Origin of the sequence: Neobacillus drentensis, from assembly GCF_036965245.1 — a bacterium.
Lineage (GTDB): Bacteria > Bacillota > Bacilli > Bacillales > Cytobacillaceae > Neobacillus > Neobacillus drentensis_G.
This window is the reverse complement of record NZ_JBALPG010000019.1, coordinates 1-15,067: the sequence shown is the minus strand read 5'-3', so window position 1 is coordinate 15,067 and position 15,067 is coordinate 1. Positions and strand designations below refer to the sequence as shown.

The 15,067-nt window shown below is 35.1% G+C and carries 20 protein-coding genes and 1 riboswitch; of the genes, 12 read left to right on the top strand and 8 right to left on the bottom strand.

Annotation, left to right across the window (positions count from 1 at the left end; translation table 11 throughout):
- Positions 1-123 precede the first annotated feature (123 nt).
- From V7150_RS05470 to V7150_RS05460, 3 genes are read left to right on the top strand one after another with little or no spacing between them, the layout of a single operon-like run.
- Complete coding sequence (locus tag V7150_RS05470; protein WP_335514586.1) at positions 124-498, top strand: DUF2089 domain-containing protein; 375 nt, start codon at positions 124-126, stop codon at positions 496-498.
- Complete coding sequence (locus tag V7150_RS05465; RefSeq protein WP_335514583.1) at positions 495-884, top strand: SHOCT-like domain-containing protein; 390 nt, start codon at positions 495-497, stop codon at positions 882-884. Before V7150_RS05470 ends, V7150_RS05465 begins: the two co-directional genes overlap by 4 nt.
- Positions 885-887: 3 nt before the next feature.
- On the top strand, positions 888-1,157 hold the full coding sequence (locus tag V7150_RS05460) for a hypothetical protein (protein WP_335514580.1): 270 nt from the start codon (positions 888-890) through the stop codon (positions 1,155-1,157).
- A 79-nt stretch (positions 1,158-1,236) separates the two neighbouring features.
- Here V7150_RS05460 and V7150_RS05455 read toward each other — a convergent pair whose 3' ends face one another.
- Complete coding sequence (locus tag V7150_RS05455; protein WP_335514592.1) at positions 1,237-2,718, bottom strand: amino acid permease; 1,482 nt, start codon at positions 2,716-2,718, stop codon at positions 1,237-1,239.
- A gap of 99 nt (positions 2,719-2,817) precedes the next feature.
- A riboswitch (Lysine riboswitch) is annotated at positions 2,818-3,007 on the bottom strand.
- Between the two features lie 182 nt (positions 3,008-3,189).
- Here V7150_RS05455 and V7150_RS05450 point away from each other — a divergent pair.
- Positions 3,190-4,005 (top strand): YitT family protein, encoded by an 816-nt coding sequence (locus tag V7150_RS05450; protein WP_335514578.1) that lies wholly within the window; start codon positions 3,190-3,192, stop codon positions 4,003-4,005.
- Between the two features lie 43 nt (positions 4,006-4,048).
- Here the strand turns inward: V7150_RS05450 and V7150_RS05445 are convergent, their stop codons facing one another.
- Positions 4,049-4,426, bottom strand: coding sequence for a winged helix-turn-helix transcriptional regulator (locus V7150_RS05445; protein ID WP_335514575.1), 378 nt, complete (start codon positions 4,424-4,426; stop codon positions 4,049-4,051).
- Positions 4,427-4,560: 134 nt separating this feature from the next.
- On the opposite strand from V7150_RS05445, the gene V7150_RS05440 reads away from it, so the two are divergent.
- Positions 4,561-5,193 carry a nitroreductase family protein gene (locus tag V7150_RS05440; protein ID WP_335514572.1) on the top strand — a complete coding sequence of 211 codons (633 nt, stop codon included), beginning with the start codon at positions 4,561-4,563 and terminating at the stop codon, positions 5,191-5,193.
- A 50-nt stretch (positions 5,194-5,243) separates the two neighbouring features.
- Here the strand turns inward: V7150_RS05440 and V7150_RS05435 are convergent, their stop codons facing one another.
- Entirely contained in the window at positions 5,244-5,858 is a 615-nt protein-coding gene (locus V7150_RS05435) for a PH domain-containing protein (protein WP_335514570.1), read from the bottom strand.
- Positions 5,859-6,123: 265 nt separating this feature from the next.
- Between V7150_RS05435 and V7150_RS05430 the strand changes: the two genes are divergently transcribed.
- The 3 genes from V7150_RS05430 to V7150_RS05420 all read left to right on the top strand — a co-directional run bounded on the left by V7150_RS05430 (position 6,124) and on the right by V7150_RS05420 (position 8,673).
- Positions 6,124-7,353, top strand: a complete 1,230-nt coding sequence (locus V7150_RS05430) for an MFS transporter (RefSeq protein ID WP_335514567.1) — start codon at positions 6,124-6,126, stop codon at positions 7,351-7,353.
- A 91-nt stretch (positions 7,354-7,444) separates the two neighbouring features.
- On the top strand, positions 7,445-7,684 hold the full coding sequence (locus V7150_RS05425) for a DUF2164 domain-containing protein (RefSeq protein WP_335514565.1): 240 nt from the start codon (positions 7,445-7,447) through the stop codon (positions 7,682-7,684).
- Between the two features lie 20 nt (positions 7,685-7,704).
- Complete coding sequence (locus tag V7150_RS05420) at positions 7,705-8,673, top strand: DMT family transporter (protein ID WP_335514563.1); 969 nt, start codon at positions 7,705-7,707, stop codon at positions 8,671-8,673.
- 74 nt (positions 8,674-8,747) lie between these two features.
- Here V7150_RS05420 and V7150_RS05415 read toward each other — a convergent pair whose 3' ends face one another.
- The 3 genes from V7150_RS05415 to V7150_RS05405 all read right to left on the bottom strand — a co-directional run bounded on the left by V7150_RS05415 (position 8,748) and on the right by V7150_RS05405 (position 10,112).
- Entirely contained in the window at positions 8,748-9,608 is an 861-nt protein-coding gene (locus V7150_RS05415; protein WP_335514560.1) for a DUF421 domain-containing protein, read from the bottom strand.
- Between the two features lie 19 nt (positions 9,609-9,627).
- Positions 9,628-9,834, bottom strand: coding sequence for a DUF1657 domain-containing protein (locus V7150_RS05410; protein WP_335514557.1), 207 nt, complete (start codon positions 9,832-9,834; stop codon positions 9,628-9,630).
- 74 nt (positions 9,835-9,908) lie between these two features.
- The gene (locus tag V7150_RS05405; protein ID WP_218348721.1) at positions 9,909-10,112 is read right to left on the bottom strand and encodes a DUF1657 domain-containing protein; all 204 of its coding nucleotides are present in this window, start codon (positions 10,110-10,112) and stop codon (positions 9,909-9,911) included.
- Positions 10,113-10,316: 204 nt separating this feature from the next.
- Here V7150_RS05405 and V7150_RS05400 point away from each other — a divergent pair, with 204 nt between their 5' ends.
- The 4 genes from V7150_RS05400 to V7150_RS05385 all read left to right on the top strand — a co-directional run bounded on the left by V7150_RS05400 (position 10,317) and on the right by V7150_RS05385 (position 13,450).
- Positions 10,317-10,655: a YmaF family protein gene (locus tag V7150_RS05400; RefSeq protein WP_335514589.1), complete on the top strand. Its 339-nt coding sequence runs from the start codon at positions 10,317-10,319 to the stop codon at positions 10,653-10,655.
- Between the two features lie 200 nt (positions 10,656-10,855).
- Positions 10,856-11,461, top strand: a complete 606-nt coding sequence (locus V7150_RS05395; RefSeq protein WP_335514551.1) for a hypothetical protein — start codon at positions 10,856-10,858, stop codon at positions 11,459-11,461.
- A gap of 786 nt (positions 11,462-12,247) precedes the next feature.
- Positions 12,248-12,391, top strand: coding sequence for a hypothetical protein (locus tag V7150_RS05390; protein WP_335514547.1), 144 nt, complete (start codon positions 12,248-12,250; stop codon positions 12,389-12,391).
- A gap of 189 nt (positions 12,392-12,580) precedes the next feature.
- Positions 12,581-13,450, top strand: coding sequence for a YitT family protein (locus V7150_RS05385; protein ID WP_420490256.1), 870 nt, complete (start codon positions 12,581-12,583; stop codon positions 13,448-13,450).
- A gap of 233 nt (positions 13,451-13,683) precedes the next feature.
- Here V7150_RS05385 and V7150_RS05380 read toward each other — a convergent pair whose 3' ends face one another.
- Both V7150_RS05380 and V7150_RS05375 read right to left on the bottom strand, forming a co-directional pair.
- Positions 13,684-13,935, bottom strand: a complete 252-nt coding sequence (locus tag V7150_RS05380; RefSeq protein ID WP_335514540.1) for a sigma-G-dependent sporulation-specific acid-soluble spore protein CsgA — start codon at positions 13,933-13,935, stop codon at positions 13,684-13,686.
- 209 nt (positions 13,936-14,144) lie between these two features.
- Positions 14,145-14,855: a class I SAM-dependent methyltransferase gene (locus tag V7150_RS05375; protein WP_335514537.1), complete on the bottom strand. Its 711-nt coding sequence runs from the start codon at positions 14,853-14,855 to the stop codon at positions 14,145-14,147.
- Positions 14,856-15,067 lie beyond the last annotated feature (212 nt).

Here is a 15,067-nt window from a genome sequence, read left to right as displayed (position 1 = left end):
ATTATTAATATTAAGATTAAATAAATTAACAAAAATGTTAATAAAAATAAATTTTTTTAATCAATACTTTTATTTTAATGAAAAATGTAGTATGATTTGGTTAATATAGGAAAGGAGAATATGATGGCTTATCCGTTAATTACAAATTGTCCAGTTTGCAGCAAACAATTAAAAATTACCAAGTTGCAGTGCAAGAATTGTCAGACTACTGTAGAAAATGAGTTTGAAATATCGAAGCTTGCAGCACTTGGTCAGGAACAACTTCAATTTATCGAGATTTTTATTAAATGCCGCGGAAATATTAAAGAAGTAGAGAAGGAACTAGGAATTTCTTATCCGACTGTAAGGGGGAAGTTAGATGATATTATTTCTGCCCTTGGCTATTCTACGCAAAAGAAACCGGAAGTGGATAAGAAAAAGGTTGTTACAATGTTAGAAAAGGGAGAGATCACAGCAGAAGAGGCTATTCAATTATTAAAAGAGGGGGAAGTGTCATGAATGACGAAATTTCAAGAGTATTAACCATGGTCGAGGATGGAAAGATTGATAAGGAAAAAGCCGGTGAATTGATCAATATATTACAGGGAAAAAATCAGCTGGAGCCAGTTCAATTAAAAAAGGATGTCCCATACGGAAACAAGATGTTAAAAATTCGAGTTACCTCCGAAAAAGGTGATAATGTAAACGTGAATTTGCCGATTAATCTTGTAAAGGCGGTCTTAAAGGTAGGTACCAACATTGCAGAAAAAATACCAGAGGCATCAAAATATGTTAAGGATATTAACGTTGACCTGTTAATCGAAGCCATTGAAAATGAATTGGATGGACAAATTGTTGATATTACATCAGCGAACGGTGATAAAGTTTTCGTGGTGATTGAATAATCCATGCTTAAAGTTAGAGTAAAATTAAACGAAAAAAAGTTCTCCATTCCAGTTCCATATTCAGTTTTAAATTTGTTTAGTTTTATTATTACTTCAAAAAGAGTCAATGGCTTTATCAATAAAGCGATTGAAAAGGATGGAAGTAAATTCATCTTCCCTCAAATTGAAAGAAAAGATTTGATGCCATTGTTAAAAGGTCTCTCTAATCATAAGGGGCTAGTGCTTGTGGATACAAAATTAAAGGATGGTACCGAAGTTGAAGTAAAGTTATGAGGCATTATTCTTTATTGGATAATGCTTTTTTTATTAAGAAAAAACAACACGCAAAAAATTACGTGTTGTTTTACAAATATTAAACTTCTAAATCGCATTTTTCTAATGGGATAAACTTTGTTCTTTTTGTGAATTTATAACCAAGCCATAAAATAAGGAATAATGGCAAGCCAATATAGGAAACTAACACACCGTTCCAATCAATATGGTCACCCATAAAGGCAGAATAGTTTTGCCCTAAAATAACAAATGCACAGACGGCAAATGCGAAAATCGGCCCAAACGGGAAGAATTTTGCTTTATAAGGTAACAAGCTAAGATCCTTACCTTGGGCAATAAATGCTCTACGGAAACGATAGTGGCAAATAGCGATACCGAGCCAAGCAATAAACCCTGACATTCCAGAAGCGTTTAAGAGCCATACATAAACGGTACCATCTCCAAAGAAAGAAGCAAGAAAGGCAAGTGTTCCCACTAAAGTTGTAACTATTAACGCATTTACCGGTACGCCATTTTTATTAAGTTTCCCAAGGAATTTTGGTGCTTTCCCTTGACGAGCCAAATCCCAAAGCATACGGGTCGAAGCATACATTCCTGAATTTCCCGCAGATAATACTGCTGTTAAAATGACGGCATTCATTACAGATGCCGCAAATGCAATTCCTGCTTTTTGAAAAACAAGAGTGAATGGGCTGACAGTAACATCCCCATTTGCCAAGTTTTCATTTGTATAAGGAATCAAAAGTCCAATAACTAAAATGGCTAATACATAAAACAAAAGAATTCGCCAAAATACTGATTTTACTGCACGTGGAATTGCTTTTGCGGGATCATCGGTTTCACCGGCTGCAACACCTAAAAGCTCGGTCCCTTGGAATGAAAAACCAGCTGCCATAAAGATTCCAAGCATAGCCATAAACCCGCCGTGGAATGGGGCATCACCAATTGTGAAATTTTTAAAACCGATCGTATGATCACCCATAATGCCAAAAATCATTAAAGTGCCAATAATAATAAAGATAATAACTGTTACTACCTTAATTAGAGAAAACCAATATTCAGCTTCTCCGAATCCTTTAACAGAAAGATAATTTAATAGAAACATAATCACTAAAAAGATGCTGCTCCAAACTAACGATGGAGTATGTGGAAACCAGAATTTCATTATCATCGTTACTGCAGCTAATTCGGCAGCAATGGTAATCGCCCAGTTGTACCAGTAGTTCCAGCCAAGTGCAAAACCTAGGGCGGGGTCAACAAATTTAGTTGCATAGGTGCTAAAGCTTCCGGCAACCGGCATATATGCGCCCATTTCGGCTAGGCTTTGCATTAAAAAGTAAACCATTACGCCTATGACGAGATAGGAAAGAATCGCACCACCCGGTCCGGCAGTATGAATGGCGCCGCCGCTAGCAAGGAATAGTCCGGTACCGATCGTTCCCCCAAGAGAAATCATTGTAAGGTGACGTGATTTTAAGCTTCGTTTAAGTTCAGTCGTTTCTTCTTTTTGTGTTAGATCACCAGAATTAACATGTTCTTCAAGTGCTCTTGCTGATTGCATTGTCATGACTCCTTTATTATTTACTTGGAAGGAGCGATGGAATAAAAAATGCCATCGAAGTAGAATCGATGGCATTGTCAATACCCCGCATCATACCTTCCGAAAGATAGCTCAACACGCTTGACTGGTAGGGCCAAACGTGACAGTTCTGTTCCTATTCGGAGACAGCCCCAGCATGCTTTTTTAGAGATAAAAGTACGCTTCGGCAGTTTTTCCTTTCAAACGGAGTCAGGGGTGTCTCTACACCTCGTCCGTTTTACTGATAAAAACCGCGACCTCTACCCCATCGGTTTGATGAGGATTTAGCATATAAAGTTTAATATATTACTAAAGTATAATTATAAATTTAAAATTGTCAATAGAAAAATCGCCAGACAAATCAAAACTATTGTGAAAAAACAATTAATTTACATTGAATATGAGAATCGGTATGATTTTTAAATAATATTGTGCTTGTACAGGAGGAGTTTTATGCAAATTGTCGGAATTATATCAGGTTCACTAATAATTGTGATGGCCTTCAACCTATTTTTAATTCCCCATGAGGTGTTAAGCAGTGGACTGAGCGGGATTTCCATGATGTTAGGGATGATCACCCCAATTAACACAGGATTAGCCAACTTGCTATTGAACCTTCCTTTATTGATAATTGGGTATAAAAAGTTAGGGAAAAAGTTTATCATGAATTCTATTTTCTCGGTGCTGATCATTTCAGTGGGACTTTATATTGTACCTGTGATTGCAATTGCAAATGATCCCATTTTGTCATCCATATTCGGTGGTGCTTTAACAGGTTTAGGGGGAGGCATCGTATTCCGTTGTGCGGGTTCAACTGGTGGCTTTGATATCATTGGTATGATCGTTTCAAGGAAAAAGGATTTTCCAATCGGGGTACTGCTATCGGGTATGAACGCTGTTGTCATTGTAATTAGTGGATTTCTATTTAATTGGGATGCAGCATTATATACATTAGTATCCATTTATGTAACCGGTAAAGTGGTGGATGCAATTTATACCGATCATGCTAAATTAACGATAATGATCATTACAGAGAAAGGTCAAGAAATGAGAGAGCACTTGCTGACAAACTTATACAGGGGATTGACTATAATGGACGGTGTCGGAGGTTATTCTAATGACCAACGGAATGTATTAATTACAGTTATTTCAAGGTACGAATTAAATGAGGTGAAAAATCTCATTACTGAAGTGGACCCAGCAGCATTCGTAAATATTACAGAAACAATTGAAGTAATGGGATTGTTTCATCGACAGAATCCATCCTAAATAAAAAAATGCATGCACGAAATCGTACATGCATTTTTTTACTTTATTGGGGGTTTTCATCACCATGAGTAACTTCGCGGTTTTTCACCCATTTAATCAGAATTTTAATGACTTTTTCGAGTTCTTTTCCAATTGGTGTTAATTCATATTCAACTTTTTTAGGAGAAGTGGTAATGATTTTTTTAACGATCAATCCTTCATTTTCCAAGTCGCGTAATCTTTCTGTTAATAGTCTATCAGATATTCCAGGTATTGAGGAAATGATTTCATGGTATCGTTTTGGACCTTCTAATAATGCATAAATAACAGCACCCATCCACCGTTTGCCGATAAATTCAATGGCATTATGGAAATTGGTACAGGTATGTTGGATTTCCTTTTCAGTGCAGTTCACATCATTCTGTTTGTTAGTTTCACCCATCTTAAAATACCTCATTTTTACTTTTCTAACTTTATAATATCATATTTGTTATACTTGACGGTAGGTACTTACTAATAGTAAGATGGATTTAACTTACTATTAGTAAGTTAATACACACTAGGAGGATATCTCTCATGGATACAGTTTTATCAAAAAGTCTGTCTGAACTAATAAAAGAACGTCATTCAGTTAGAAAATATGATCCAACATATAAAATCTCACAAGAGGAAATTAAAGATATACTAAAGGAAGCGACACTAGCACCATCCTCAAGTAATCTTCAACCTTGGCGCTTTATTGTGATCCAAGACCAAGAAACAAAGAAAGAGCTTAGAACCATTGCTAACAACCAAGAACAAGTCGTAACTGCATCTGCTGTTATTGCAGTACTTGGTGATAAAGAGATGTATAAGAGTGTAGAAAAAGTATATCGAAGTGCCCTTGAAGCAGGTTTTATGGATGAAGCAAATATGGAGCGATTAATCGAAAGTACAAATAAAACGTACCCATTCGCTCCAGAAGAAACTAGGAAAAATATTGCTGCATTTGATGCTGGACTTATTTCAATGCAGATCATGCTAATTGCTAAAGATAGAGGCTTTGATACAGTGCCAATGGGTGGCTTTAACAAAGAACAATTCATGGAAAAATTTAAGGTTTCGGATCGTTATTATCCAGTTGTTTTGATTCCCATAGGAAAAGCTGCTGCACCTGCATTTAAGACAACTCGCTTACCATTAGAAGATGCTCTAATCGATTATAGATAAACAATAACCCCAAGCTGATGGGATATCAAGTTTGGGGTTAGCTTTTATAGTTAATTGTTAATATACTTTTCAAAAACAAAGCCAAAATCTTTTACACAATATTGTTTTTTACTTTCTTCTAACCACTGAAAGGCTGCCTGGTTTAGCATTTTGAATTGAACAACCAAGTTGCTGTCCGGACTAGTTATCCTGCCTAGTGTAGTGGAGGCAACCTCAAGGCTTTGTTTGGCAAATTGAAGCGAAGTTTCATTTTCATGTGAGATCTCAGAAATTTTGATAAGAGCTTTATATAAATCCTTTACCTCCTCAATATGTTTCTTATGAACATCAATTGAGAAGGGAGCAGAGCCGATTTTAAATTTTATTTCCACATCAAGGTCGACTGTTCCGGCAGTTTCAAGATGAACATCTGAAATTCTGTTAGTAGCATAACTATAACGGTGGAGCATGCGTTTTTTACTTGTAGCACTTGTTCCATCAAGATGAATGAGGGCATTATTTGTAAAGCAATATTCATCGGATTTTGATTTAATTAAAAAATAAATTTTCTCATCGTCTTCATGCATGACATAATCATCAGCGTCAACCTTGTCATAATTTTCCGGTTTAATAACAGAACCAACATCGCTTAATCCTAAAATATCTGCTGCAACTTTTCCAAACATCGTATCAACCTCACCTCTATTATTATTCTTACCTGTTCTTTGTACGAATAAAGCGGCCTAAGGTTTCATCCAGGGCCTTACTTTTGATCGACAAAATACTCTATATTTTTCATAGATGAATTATACAGGAATTTCCAGGATTAATTTACAAATAATTCGGAAATCTGTTATACTAGTAATGAATGAAATTAGATATATGTGGAGGATGCCCATGTAAAAAACCTTACTTTTTTATAAAAAATTTAATAAAAAGTGAGGGTGTTTTATGTCCAATTTTCTCGGAAAACAAGTTTCTTTCCGGTTTCTTTGGTTTGGGCAAATGTCTGCCAATCTTGGAGATATATTATATTTGGTTTGTTTAATCAAGTTGATCTTTGATGCAACGGGCTCCGTTACTTATATGTCACTCGTTCCGTTTTTTAATACTTTTTCCGCTTTAATTAGCGGGTTATTGGCACCATTGGTTATCAATAAATATAAGCTCAAGGCGATTTTATTTTTTTCGCAATGTGGAAAAACATTTTTGCTATTGGTATTGTGCATAACTGCAGTTGTTTTTAAAGATGGTTGGCTGTTTTGGATTTATTTGCTTATCTGTTTTATTTCTTTTTTAGATGGATGGGCATCTCCTGCTCGAAATGCACTTGTTCCCAGTCTTGTAGAGGAAAGTAAGCTTGTGAAAACCAATAGTTTACTCTCCATTTCCGATCAAATCGTTCAGCTTATCGCTTGGCCGATCGGCAGTATCTTGTTAGTCGCTTTGGGTGCTGGAAAAATTCTTTGGCTAACTTTTTGTTTATATCTGCTATCAACAATATTTATGGGATTAATCAAACATGGTGCGGACCTCCAGACAGTTGATGACCAATCGCGGATGGATGCCTTAAAAGAGGGCTGGAGAATCATCTGGAATTCAAAACAGCTTAGGACCATTAGTTTTATGAATATCCTTGAAACCTTTGCTAACGGAGTTTGGATTGCTGCAATTTTGTTTGTATATGTTGCTGAGGCCTTAAATAAAGGTGAGAGCTGGTGGGGATTTATTAATGGATCCTTCTTTGCAGGAATGCTATTTGGCGGTCTGCTAATATACCGTTTTTCACACTTTTTAGAAAGAAATTTAGGAAAAACAATCCTTTGGTCCACCTTTAGCCTAATTGTGATTACTTTTTTGTTTGGAATGACCTCGATTCCAATGTTTGCTTTATTCGCTTCCTTTTTGTTTGGATTGCCGCAAATGGCTCGTGATGTTGCAGAGACTACAATTATCCAAAAAAGCGCAAAAGAACAACTTTTGGCTAAAGTATATTCTGCCAGAGGTACATTGATATTTGGTGCTTTTGGTATTTCATCACTGGTAATGGGATGGATTACCGAATCGTTTGGTGTAAGAACCACCTTCATTGTGGCAACTGGACTTTTTCTTTGTTCTTTTTCGGTTGCTTTAATGAGTAGAAGATATCTAATATTAGATATTAAAGAAACAAGTAGTTAATCTAATCATAAATTTAGGGAAACCACTTGATGGTTTCCCTTTTATAATGGAAAATAACACTATGTACATATAAAAAAAGGAGAGATAAACCTTGTTTATTCAGTTCACTAAACAGCAAAAAGATAAGATGATTTCAGAGATTCAGCGATATTTCTATGAGGAAAGAAATGAAGAAATTGGTTTGATTGCTGCCGAAAATGCATTTGATTTTTTTAAAAATCATCTAGGACCATACTTTTACAATGAAGCAATCAAGGATTCTCGTCTAATAATGGAACAAAAAATGAATTCAATGGAAGAGGAATTGTTTTCTCTCGAGAAAAAGCTGTAGTAAAAAGGAGACTAGGAACCATGCGGCCCATCATAATAGGCATATTTGCCGCTTTCTTTTTTGCATTTACATTTATATTAAATAGATCAATGGAACTTGCAGGGGGAAGCTGGATTTGGAGTGCATCCTTAAGGTATTTCTTTATGGTTCCCTTTCTTTTCATAATTGTAATTGCGAGGAAAAATTTAAAACCATTGTTTGTGGAAATGAAAAAGCGGCCTGTTGCTTGGTTACTATGGAGTTCAATTGGCTTCGGATTATTTTATGCTCCCATATGTTTTTCAGCAGCATATGCTCCCGGTTGGCTAATTGCCGCGACATGGCAGATTACAATTATATCCGGTTCATTGCTGGCGCCACTATTTTATGAAACGGTGGTAACAGATAAAGGTCTGACGCGAATAAAGGGGAAAATACCTTTCAAAGGTTTAGGGTTGTCATTAATCATTGTACTTGGAATTTCTTTAATGCAGGTAGAACAAGCTAATCATTTGTCAATGATCGCTTTATTCTTAGGGATATTACCGGTCGTAGTAGCATCTTTTGCCTACCCTTTAGGGAATAGAAAAATGATGGAGGTATGCGGTGGCCGCCTTGATGTTTTCCAACGTGTATTAGGAATGACATTAGCAAGTATGCCCTTTTGGATTATATTATCCATTTTAGGACTGATAGATGGGGGACCGCCAAGTTTAGGGCAAACTATGCAATCCGCACTCGTTGCCATATCCTCTGGAGTGATCGCAACTATCCTTTTCTTTCATGCGACAGATCTCGTAAGAGGAGACATGCAAAAACTTGCTGCTGTTGAGGCAACACAATCAATGGAAGTTTTATTCGCTGTTATCGGAGAATTGTTACTATTAAATTCGGTAATGCCATCAACTCTATCTTGGAGCGGTATGGTTTTGGTAATGGTTGGAATGGTTCTGCACAGCTATGTTTCAAACAAGATAGTAAAGCCAAAAATTCAAAAAGTTAGTGCATAGGAAGAAATTAAACAATAATGAATGACGAATCCTTATCAATTCAATTGATAAGGATTTTTTTAGCACTTCATATATTAACCATTAAGGTATGGAGACAGCTTATCGATTGTATCCTGTAAGATAACCGCATTTTTCTTATACATCGCTTTTGATTTTTCACAATTGGTTTCAAGTGAAAATATTTCTAGGTCTGCCTGAGTTTTCTTTAAGGTTGCCAGTAATAGCGGGCGCTGAGCTGGCGAAGGAACTTTAATTTTATCATCATAAAGATCAACCGTTAAATCTCCATATGAATCCACTTGACCAAGAAAAACATTGTCAAGGGTCACTTCTAGTTTTTCTAACTCGGTATATAGCCAGCCTCTGCCTTTTCCGGCACATCTTAATGCCTCATCAACGATATTCCCATCCATTATGACCGTTTGCGGCTCTTTCTCATTTGGCTTTTTCATTTGTAAATCTTTAGGTGTTAAAGGACGATTATCTGGTTTTAACAGGGCACTTAAATTTCCTCGTGGTTCTAATACGGCAAATTCAACGTCAGCGACTTTAAAAATATTCTTTTGTCTTAGAAGGGCAGATAGTTCATCTATTGTATACTTTTCCTTTTTTAAATTATTCTCTAAGATTTTCCCATCCTGAATAACAACGGTGCCTTTACCTTCAACGAAGTCACTGAATTTTTTACTTTTTATGGATAAATAATTAGACAAAAAAGTAATAAATCCAAACACGATGATGGCTAATGCGCCATGAAACATGTTAGCTTCAAGCCCTGTAACAACCTCGCCGGCAATACTTCCAATCGTTATTCCAGCAACATATTCAAAAAAGGAGAGCTCAGAAATTTGCTTCTTCCCAAGAACTTTAGTGGTAATGAATAAGAGCAGTAGGAAAATCAACGAGCGAATGATAATAAAAATCCAACCTGGCATCGTTTGTCACCTCAAAGAATTAAGAACCTTTGTATTGTGGTTCATGTCGTTCAAGTTCTAAAACCCGATATTGTAAGTCTTTTTTTACATCCCCAATGAGTAAACTCGTTTCATGGAATATAATTTTTGCTTCCTCATCAAGTGAATTTAATGCTAAGGAAGACAATTGGGCTTCTATTCCATTTAGGGTGGAAAGACATTGTTTGACATTTGAAGCAATTGTCATAATAGTAACTTCCTTTCTTAGGAAATTCTAAAAATGAAAAAGGGGTTGGCTAAAATCGCCAACCTATTTCTGGTTTATTGATTGTATTGCGGTTCTTCAGAAATGATTTCTTGAAGGCGTGGTTCAAGGCTGTCAAGAACTGATTGTGTCTGCTGAGCAGCTTGTTGATAAAGTTGTTTTGCATTTTGGTTATCGGTTGCTAATGCAAAGGTTTCAAAACTTGCCTGAGCACTTTTTAAACCTGCTAAAGCTTGTTTTACCTGTGTTCCTACAGTCATTAATAATCCTTCTTTCGTTTTGAAATTGAAATTACAAAAATAGTATGTGGATAATCTTTTTCCTTATGTATGGATTTCTAACGAATTAATCTGAAACTTTTTCCAATCATCTGGAAAAGTTGTTGAATCAAATAATTTTTTACTTTTTTTAAACACCAAAGCATATAGTTGTAACATCAAAATTTTTAAAATGGGGTGATTATTATTAGAAATACAGGTAAAGATGATTTTGTCCATGGATTTGTTCCACATCATAATCATGGATCTGTTGATTATACCGGGGTTAGTTCAGGACATGTGCATCAATGTTTAGATGTAACATCACCACCTATACCAACTCAAGATGGGGGACATATTCATTATACTGAAGGATATGTTCTTTTTGAGGATGGACACACACACCACTATCGTGCCTATTCAGGTCCTGCAATCCCTGTAGGGAACGGAATGCATGTCCATTATTATGACTTCCAAACAACAGAAGATAATGGTCATAGTCACAATGTAAAAGGGGTTGATCAGCCTGCCCCAGGATCAAAATAATCGTTAAAACCAATCTTTTATAAGGTTGGTTTTTTATGATTCTATTTGTAATTGAAACTTTATTAAGAAAATTTCGTCAAATATTTACGGTAATTGGTAATTATCAGGTAAAATAAAAGAAAGTAATAGATAAACAAGCAGGGAAGGAAAAGTTCTAAACGCTATAGCTGAACTTCCCTAGCATGCAGGGGGGAAGATTTTTGCTTTTATTAAGAAGGAAAGCATCAGAAGAGGAAAATTCCGTTAAGTTAGTTGCTTATACAATCATTTTATTTATAAGCAGCATATTCGTACCATTTGTCATTGTTGCATCCTATCAGAGCATGGTCTATTTTTCTCGCTCCTATTGGTTTTTTTCAACACCATTTACTGCGTATATCATTTTTATGGGTGGAATGGTATTTATTGCTGTCATATTAACCATTTATCTCATCTTTAGACAGAAATGGGAAGGCAAAAAATTAAAATGGATTACAGCTTTTTTAATTCTAGCAAGTATTCCGGCATTTATTTTAAGCCTGACAAATTATTATTATATGGACGATGATGGTATCCATTATAATGGTTTGACTAGCTTAGAGGAAAAAGAGTATCAATGGAATGAAATGGCTAGGATACATATTGTTTACAAAAATCATCAGGGGACCATCGGATTATTTCAATATAAATTTGAGATGGCGGATGGTAGTAAAATCACGCTTCCATTTAATGATAAGCTCTCTGAACATAAATTTAGGATTGAAGAAAAAATTAAAGAGTACGAAATTACTGTCAAAGATAATTTTAAAAATCCAATTGTTGATTAAATGCTAGGTCTTCCTTTTGTAAAGGAAGACCTTACTCCTTATTTATAACAAAATTCACCCAAAAGTTCACAATTTCGTCACGAAGTTTTGGTTAATTCTAAAAATTGCGTGATATACTTAAGATGTAAAAGATAATCAATGGTTAACATCTTAGGAGGCTCAACCATACGTGTTCGTTCCGTTAGTGAACGAGTAGTTGTAAGGTCATTCCAAACAAACATTTGGTTGGTGGAGCGATGCAAATACAATTTGCAAAGGCTTAAATCTAAAACAAAATCCTTTCATAATTGATATCTATGATTTCAATAGAGTCTATATCAAAGGAAAGAGTTTAGGATTTATAGGTTAGTACATCCGATTATAGATGTATTCAAAACCGAAACCTTATCAAAAAGATGCATTGCCAAGAAGCTGATAATCCAAATGAAGGAATAAAGAGTCTTAAACGGTGTCAATCCGAAAATTTGTTTCTTTTAGGAATTTGAATTCCATTTAACATGTGAATTAATTCCTTCAACGGAACAAACACACATCGGCTTAGCTTTCAATGTTTTCTTTTAAATTGAACATTAACTAAAAGGAAATGAAAATTTGAAAGCATTTGGACTGATGTCATGGTTGGGTCCCCTAAGATGTTAATAATAATTAAGGAGTTACTTCAAAATTGAGGTAGCTTCTTTTTATTATTCTAGCCAACAACTCTTTTCTGTTCTCTGGCAGGATTTTAATAATCGGTATATTTTCAAATTTTTAAGAAAAAATACTTTCGAAAAGGAGTTGACTAAAATGTATAAGAAAAAAGAACCAACACTAGCTCCAGGAGTGGATGACCAGGAAGAATTAGATCAAAGCGCAACTGATAACGAGGTAGAAAAAGAAGAATATACACGTGTGACAACACTTTCCTTTGATGAGGTTGATCCAAGTTAATAAAAAATGAAGCTGCCTTAAAAAATAGGCAGTTTTCTTTTTTATAAAGAAGCTCTTGAAAAAAAGAAGCATTAAAATATAAATAACAGTTAAATTTCGTTATAATAAATTTAGAATGTTATTTTTGAAAGGGGCAAGATAATGACAGGAACTCAGGAAATTAGTTTAATCGAACAGCAGGAAGCAATTATGGCAAAAATTCAGCACCGAAAATTGACTAAAAGAAAACTCATACAACGAATATTGTTAATCACAATTGGTGCAATCTTAATGTCCGTCGGACTTGAAATCTTTCTTGTTCCTAATAATGTTATTGACGGCGGGATAACCGGCATTTCCATCATGCTTTCCTATTTGACAGGATGGAAACTGGGAATTTTCCTTTTTATTTTTAATATTCCTTTTTTCTTTATTGGCTACAAACAAATTGGAAAAACCTTCGCATTCTCCACTCTTTATGGCATCATTATACTTTCGATTGGGACAACTTTACTTCATCCGGTTCCAGCATTTACTCAAGATATTCTTCTTGCGACTGTTTTTGGGGGAATTGTACTTGGTATTGGTGTTGGTTTGGTTATACGGTACGGAGGTTCACTAGATGGGACCGAAATTCTTGCTATTCTCTTTAATAATAAACTTCCTTTTTCCGTCGGGGAAATTATTATGTTCTTTAATCTTTTCATCCTTGGCAGTGCCGGTTTTGTATTTTCATGGGATCGGGCGATGTATTCGTTGATTGCTTATTTTGTTGCTTACAAAACGATTGATATCACCATAACTGGGCTTGATGAATCCAAATCTGTGTGGATTATTAGTGACAATGCCAGACAAATTGGCGATGCCATATTAAATCGCTTAGGTCGTGGGGTTACTTACATCAATGGAGAGGGAGCCTATTCAGGTGATGATAAAAAAGTTATTTTTTGCGTCATCAATCGTCTTGAAGAAGCGAAATTGAAGGAAATCGTTACCGAGAATGATGACAGTGCCTTTTTAGCAGTGGCGGATATCGCTGAAGTTCGTGGTGGACGATTTAAGAAAAGAGATATTCATTAGGAATATAAAAATAAAGACGAAAATCACCGATTTGTCAGTATGAGGCAGATTTGAGAAGAATTTTGTAAAAATGTAATGTTGATTTTACACAGTTTATGTCAGTTTTTAGGGAAAGACACCATTTACTTGAATCGTGTTTTGTCGTACTTTGCGCTTACCTAGGAAATAATTTTGCAAAAAATAAGATATTTCCAAAAAAAGATGACAGATAATTCTGTCATCTTTTTCTCCTATTAAAATAATAGCTCATAAACTTCATTGAGTTCATATGCTCTTTTTTCATCTTGTTCCTCTTTTGCATAGTTAATTTCCTTTGGCAGCACTTGATTTAAAAAATTTATTTCCTTTTGGTTTAAGTCTCGAACAAAGGAGCCTTCTGATGTATAAGCCCCTTCTAATAACTTCTTGTAAAGATGCCTTCCCTCTGAATGTTCATCCGTATAATTTGATAATGTTTCTCTTAAATATCCTAAAGTCTTATCCATGTCTCCATCATCCTTTCACGTTATTATTTTTTGACCCTAAGTTATAAATATACACATTAGAAAATGTAATTTTTGCTGTTTTAGATTGATGTAATTAACCTTGAAATAAATAATGAGCAAGTATAAATATACTTGCTCAATCAGCATTGTTTCTGAAAGATCTTTATCATCCGTAAGAAAGCTTCTTTTTTAGAAAAAGGGTCTTTCCTTCATTTTGTAACTGTAAAAATTCGATAGCTTAAAATATCATGATACTTTATGACAATGTTTCCATGCTCATTCAAAATTTGAAAAAGCTCAGGTTCGAAATTTTTGGAAAAATTAAATTCCGTTGCATGATTACCATGGCTAAGGGCATGTATTTGCGCTTTTAATTCAATATTTCTAAAACCAGCTTCTTGTAATAACCGATACCAGTCTCCCTCTAATAATAAGGAATCAACTGCGTAAAAATTCATTATTTCTGTTTCTTCTTTTTGACTTAACCTCTTGTTCATCGTCATTTCATTTGCAATTAATCGGCCGCCTTTTTTTAACACTCGATAACATTCCTTTAACGCCTTAACTTTGTCAACAAAAGCCAAAACAGACTCTGATAATACATAATCAAAGGTATGATCCGCGAATGGTATTTCTTCTATTGACCCATGAATTAATTGAACGGGAAGCTGAAGTGTCTGAAAGCGGCTATATGCCTTTTCCAGCATAATCGGATTGATCTCTAATCCAAATACTTTTGCCTTAAGTTGCTGGGACAAATACGCCGCAGTCTGTCCAGTACCACAGCCTGCATCTAAAACCTTGGAGTTATCAGTAATATTTTCATTTGAAAGAATGTTTTGGGTTAAATGGATTCCACCCGGATGGGCTCCGCCTACGCCAAACTTCGCCAAGAAATCAAAATAAGTTAAGCTCCCCATAGACACCACCTCATAATCGTTTTTGCATAATATGAGAAATAGTGAAGAGGGGTTCTTTTTTTCTGTACCATAGATCAGTTGGGGATGATAATTTTATTATGTAAACTAAATTCTAAAAAGATAGGCTAAAATCCGGCTTTATTTTGAATTTTTTCATATCCTTACATTACCATAATTAAAATGGAAATTGTATATCATCCTATGGATGAAGG

What these genes read in the sequence shown, in the direction of transcription:
- V7150_RS05470 (WP_335514586.1), top strand. Translation starts at nt 124, where the DNA reads ATGGCTTATCCGTTAATTACAAATTGTCCAGTTTGCAGCAAACAATTA.
- V7150_RS05465 (WP_335514583.1), top strand. Translation starts at nt 495, where the DNA reads ATGAATGACGAAATTTCAAGAGTATTAACCATGGTCGAGGATGGAAAG.
- V7150_RS05460 (WP_335514580.1), top strand. Translation starts at nt 888, where the DNA reads ATGCTTAAAGTTAGAGTAAAATTAAACGAAAAAAAGTTCTCCATTCCA.
- V7150_RS05455 (WP_335514592.1), bottom strand. Translation starts at nt 2,718, where the DNA reads ATGCAATCAGCAAGAGCACTTGAAGAACATGTTAATTCTGGTGATCTA.
- V7150_RS05450 (WP_335514578.1), top strand. Translation starts at nt 3,190, where the DNA reads ATGCAAATTGTCGGAATTATATCAGGTTCACTAATAATTGTGATGGCC.
- V7150_RS05445 (WP_335514575.1), bottom strand. Translation starts at nt 4,426, where the DNA reads ATGGGTGAAACTAACAAACAGAATGATGTGAACTGCACTGAAAAGGAA.
- V7150_RS05440 (WP_335514572.1), top strand. Translation starts at nt 4,561, where the DNA reads ATGGATACAGTTTTATCAAAAAGTCTGTCTGAACTAATAAAAGAACGT.
- V7150_RS05435 (WP_335514570.1), bottom strand. Translation starts at nt 5,858, where the DNA reads ATGTTTGGAAAAGTTGCAGCAGATATTTTAGGATTAAGCGATGTTGGT.
- V7150_RS05430 (WP_335514567.1), top strand. Translation starts at nt 6,124, where the DNA reads ATGTCCAATTTTCTCGGAAAACAAGTTTCTTTCCGGTTTCTTTGGTTT.
- V7150_RS05420 (WP_335514563.1), top strand. Translation starts at nt 7,705, where the DNA reads ATGCGGCCCATCATAATAGGCATATTTGCCGCTTTCTTTTTTGCATTT.
- V7150_RS05415 (WP_335514560.1), bottom strand. Translation starts at nt 9,608, where the DNA reads ATGCCAGGTTGGATTTTTATTATCATTCGCTCGTTGATTTTCCTACTG.
- V7150_RS05410 (WP_335514557.1), bottom strand. Translation starts at nt 9,834, where the DNA reads ATGACAATTGCTTCAAATGTCAAACAATGTCTTTCCACCCTAAATGGA.
- V7150_RS05405 (WP_218348721.1), bottom strand. Translation starts at nt 10,112, where the DNA reads ATGACTGTAGGAACACAGGTAAAACAAGCTTTAGCAGGTTTAAAAAGT.
- V7150_RS05390 (WP_335514547.1), top strand. Translation starts at nt 12,248, where the DNA reads ATGTATAAGAAAAAAGAACCAACACTAGCTCCAGGAGTGGATGACCAG.
- V7150_RS05385 (WP_420490256.1), top strand. Translation starts at nt 12,581, where the DNA reads ATGGCAAAAATTCAGCACCGAAAATTGACTAAAAGAAAACTCATACAA.
- V7150_RS05380 (WP_335514540.1), bottom strand. Translation starts at nt 13,935, where the DNA reads ATGGATAAGACTTTAGGATATTTAAGAGAAACATTATCAAATTATACG.
- V7150_RS05375 (WP_335514537.1), bottom strand. Translation starts at nt 14,855, where the DNA reads ATGGGGAGCTTAACTTATTTTGATTTCTTGGCGAAGTTTGGCGTAGGC.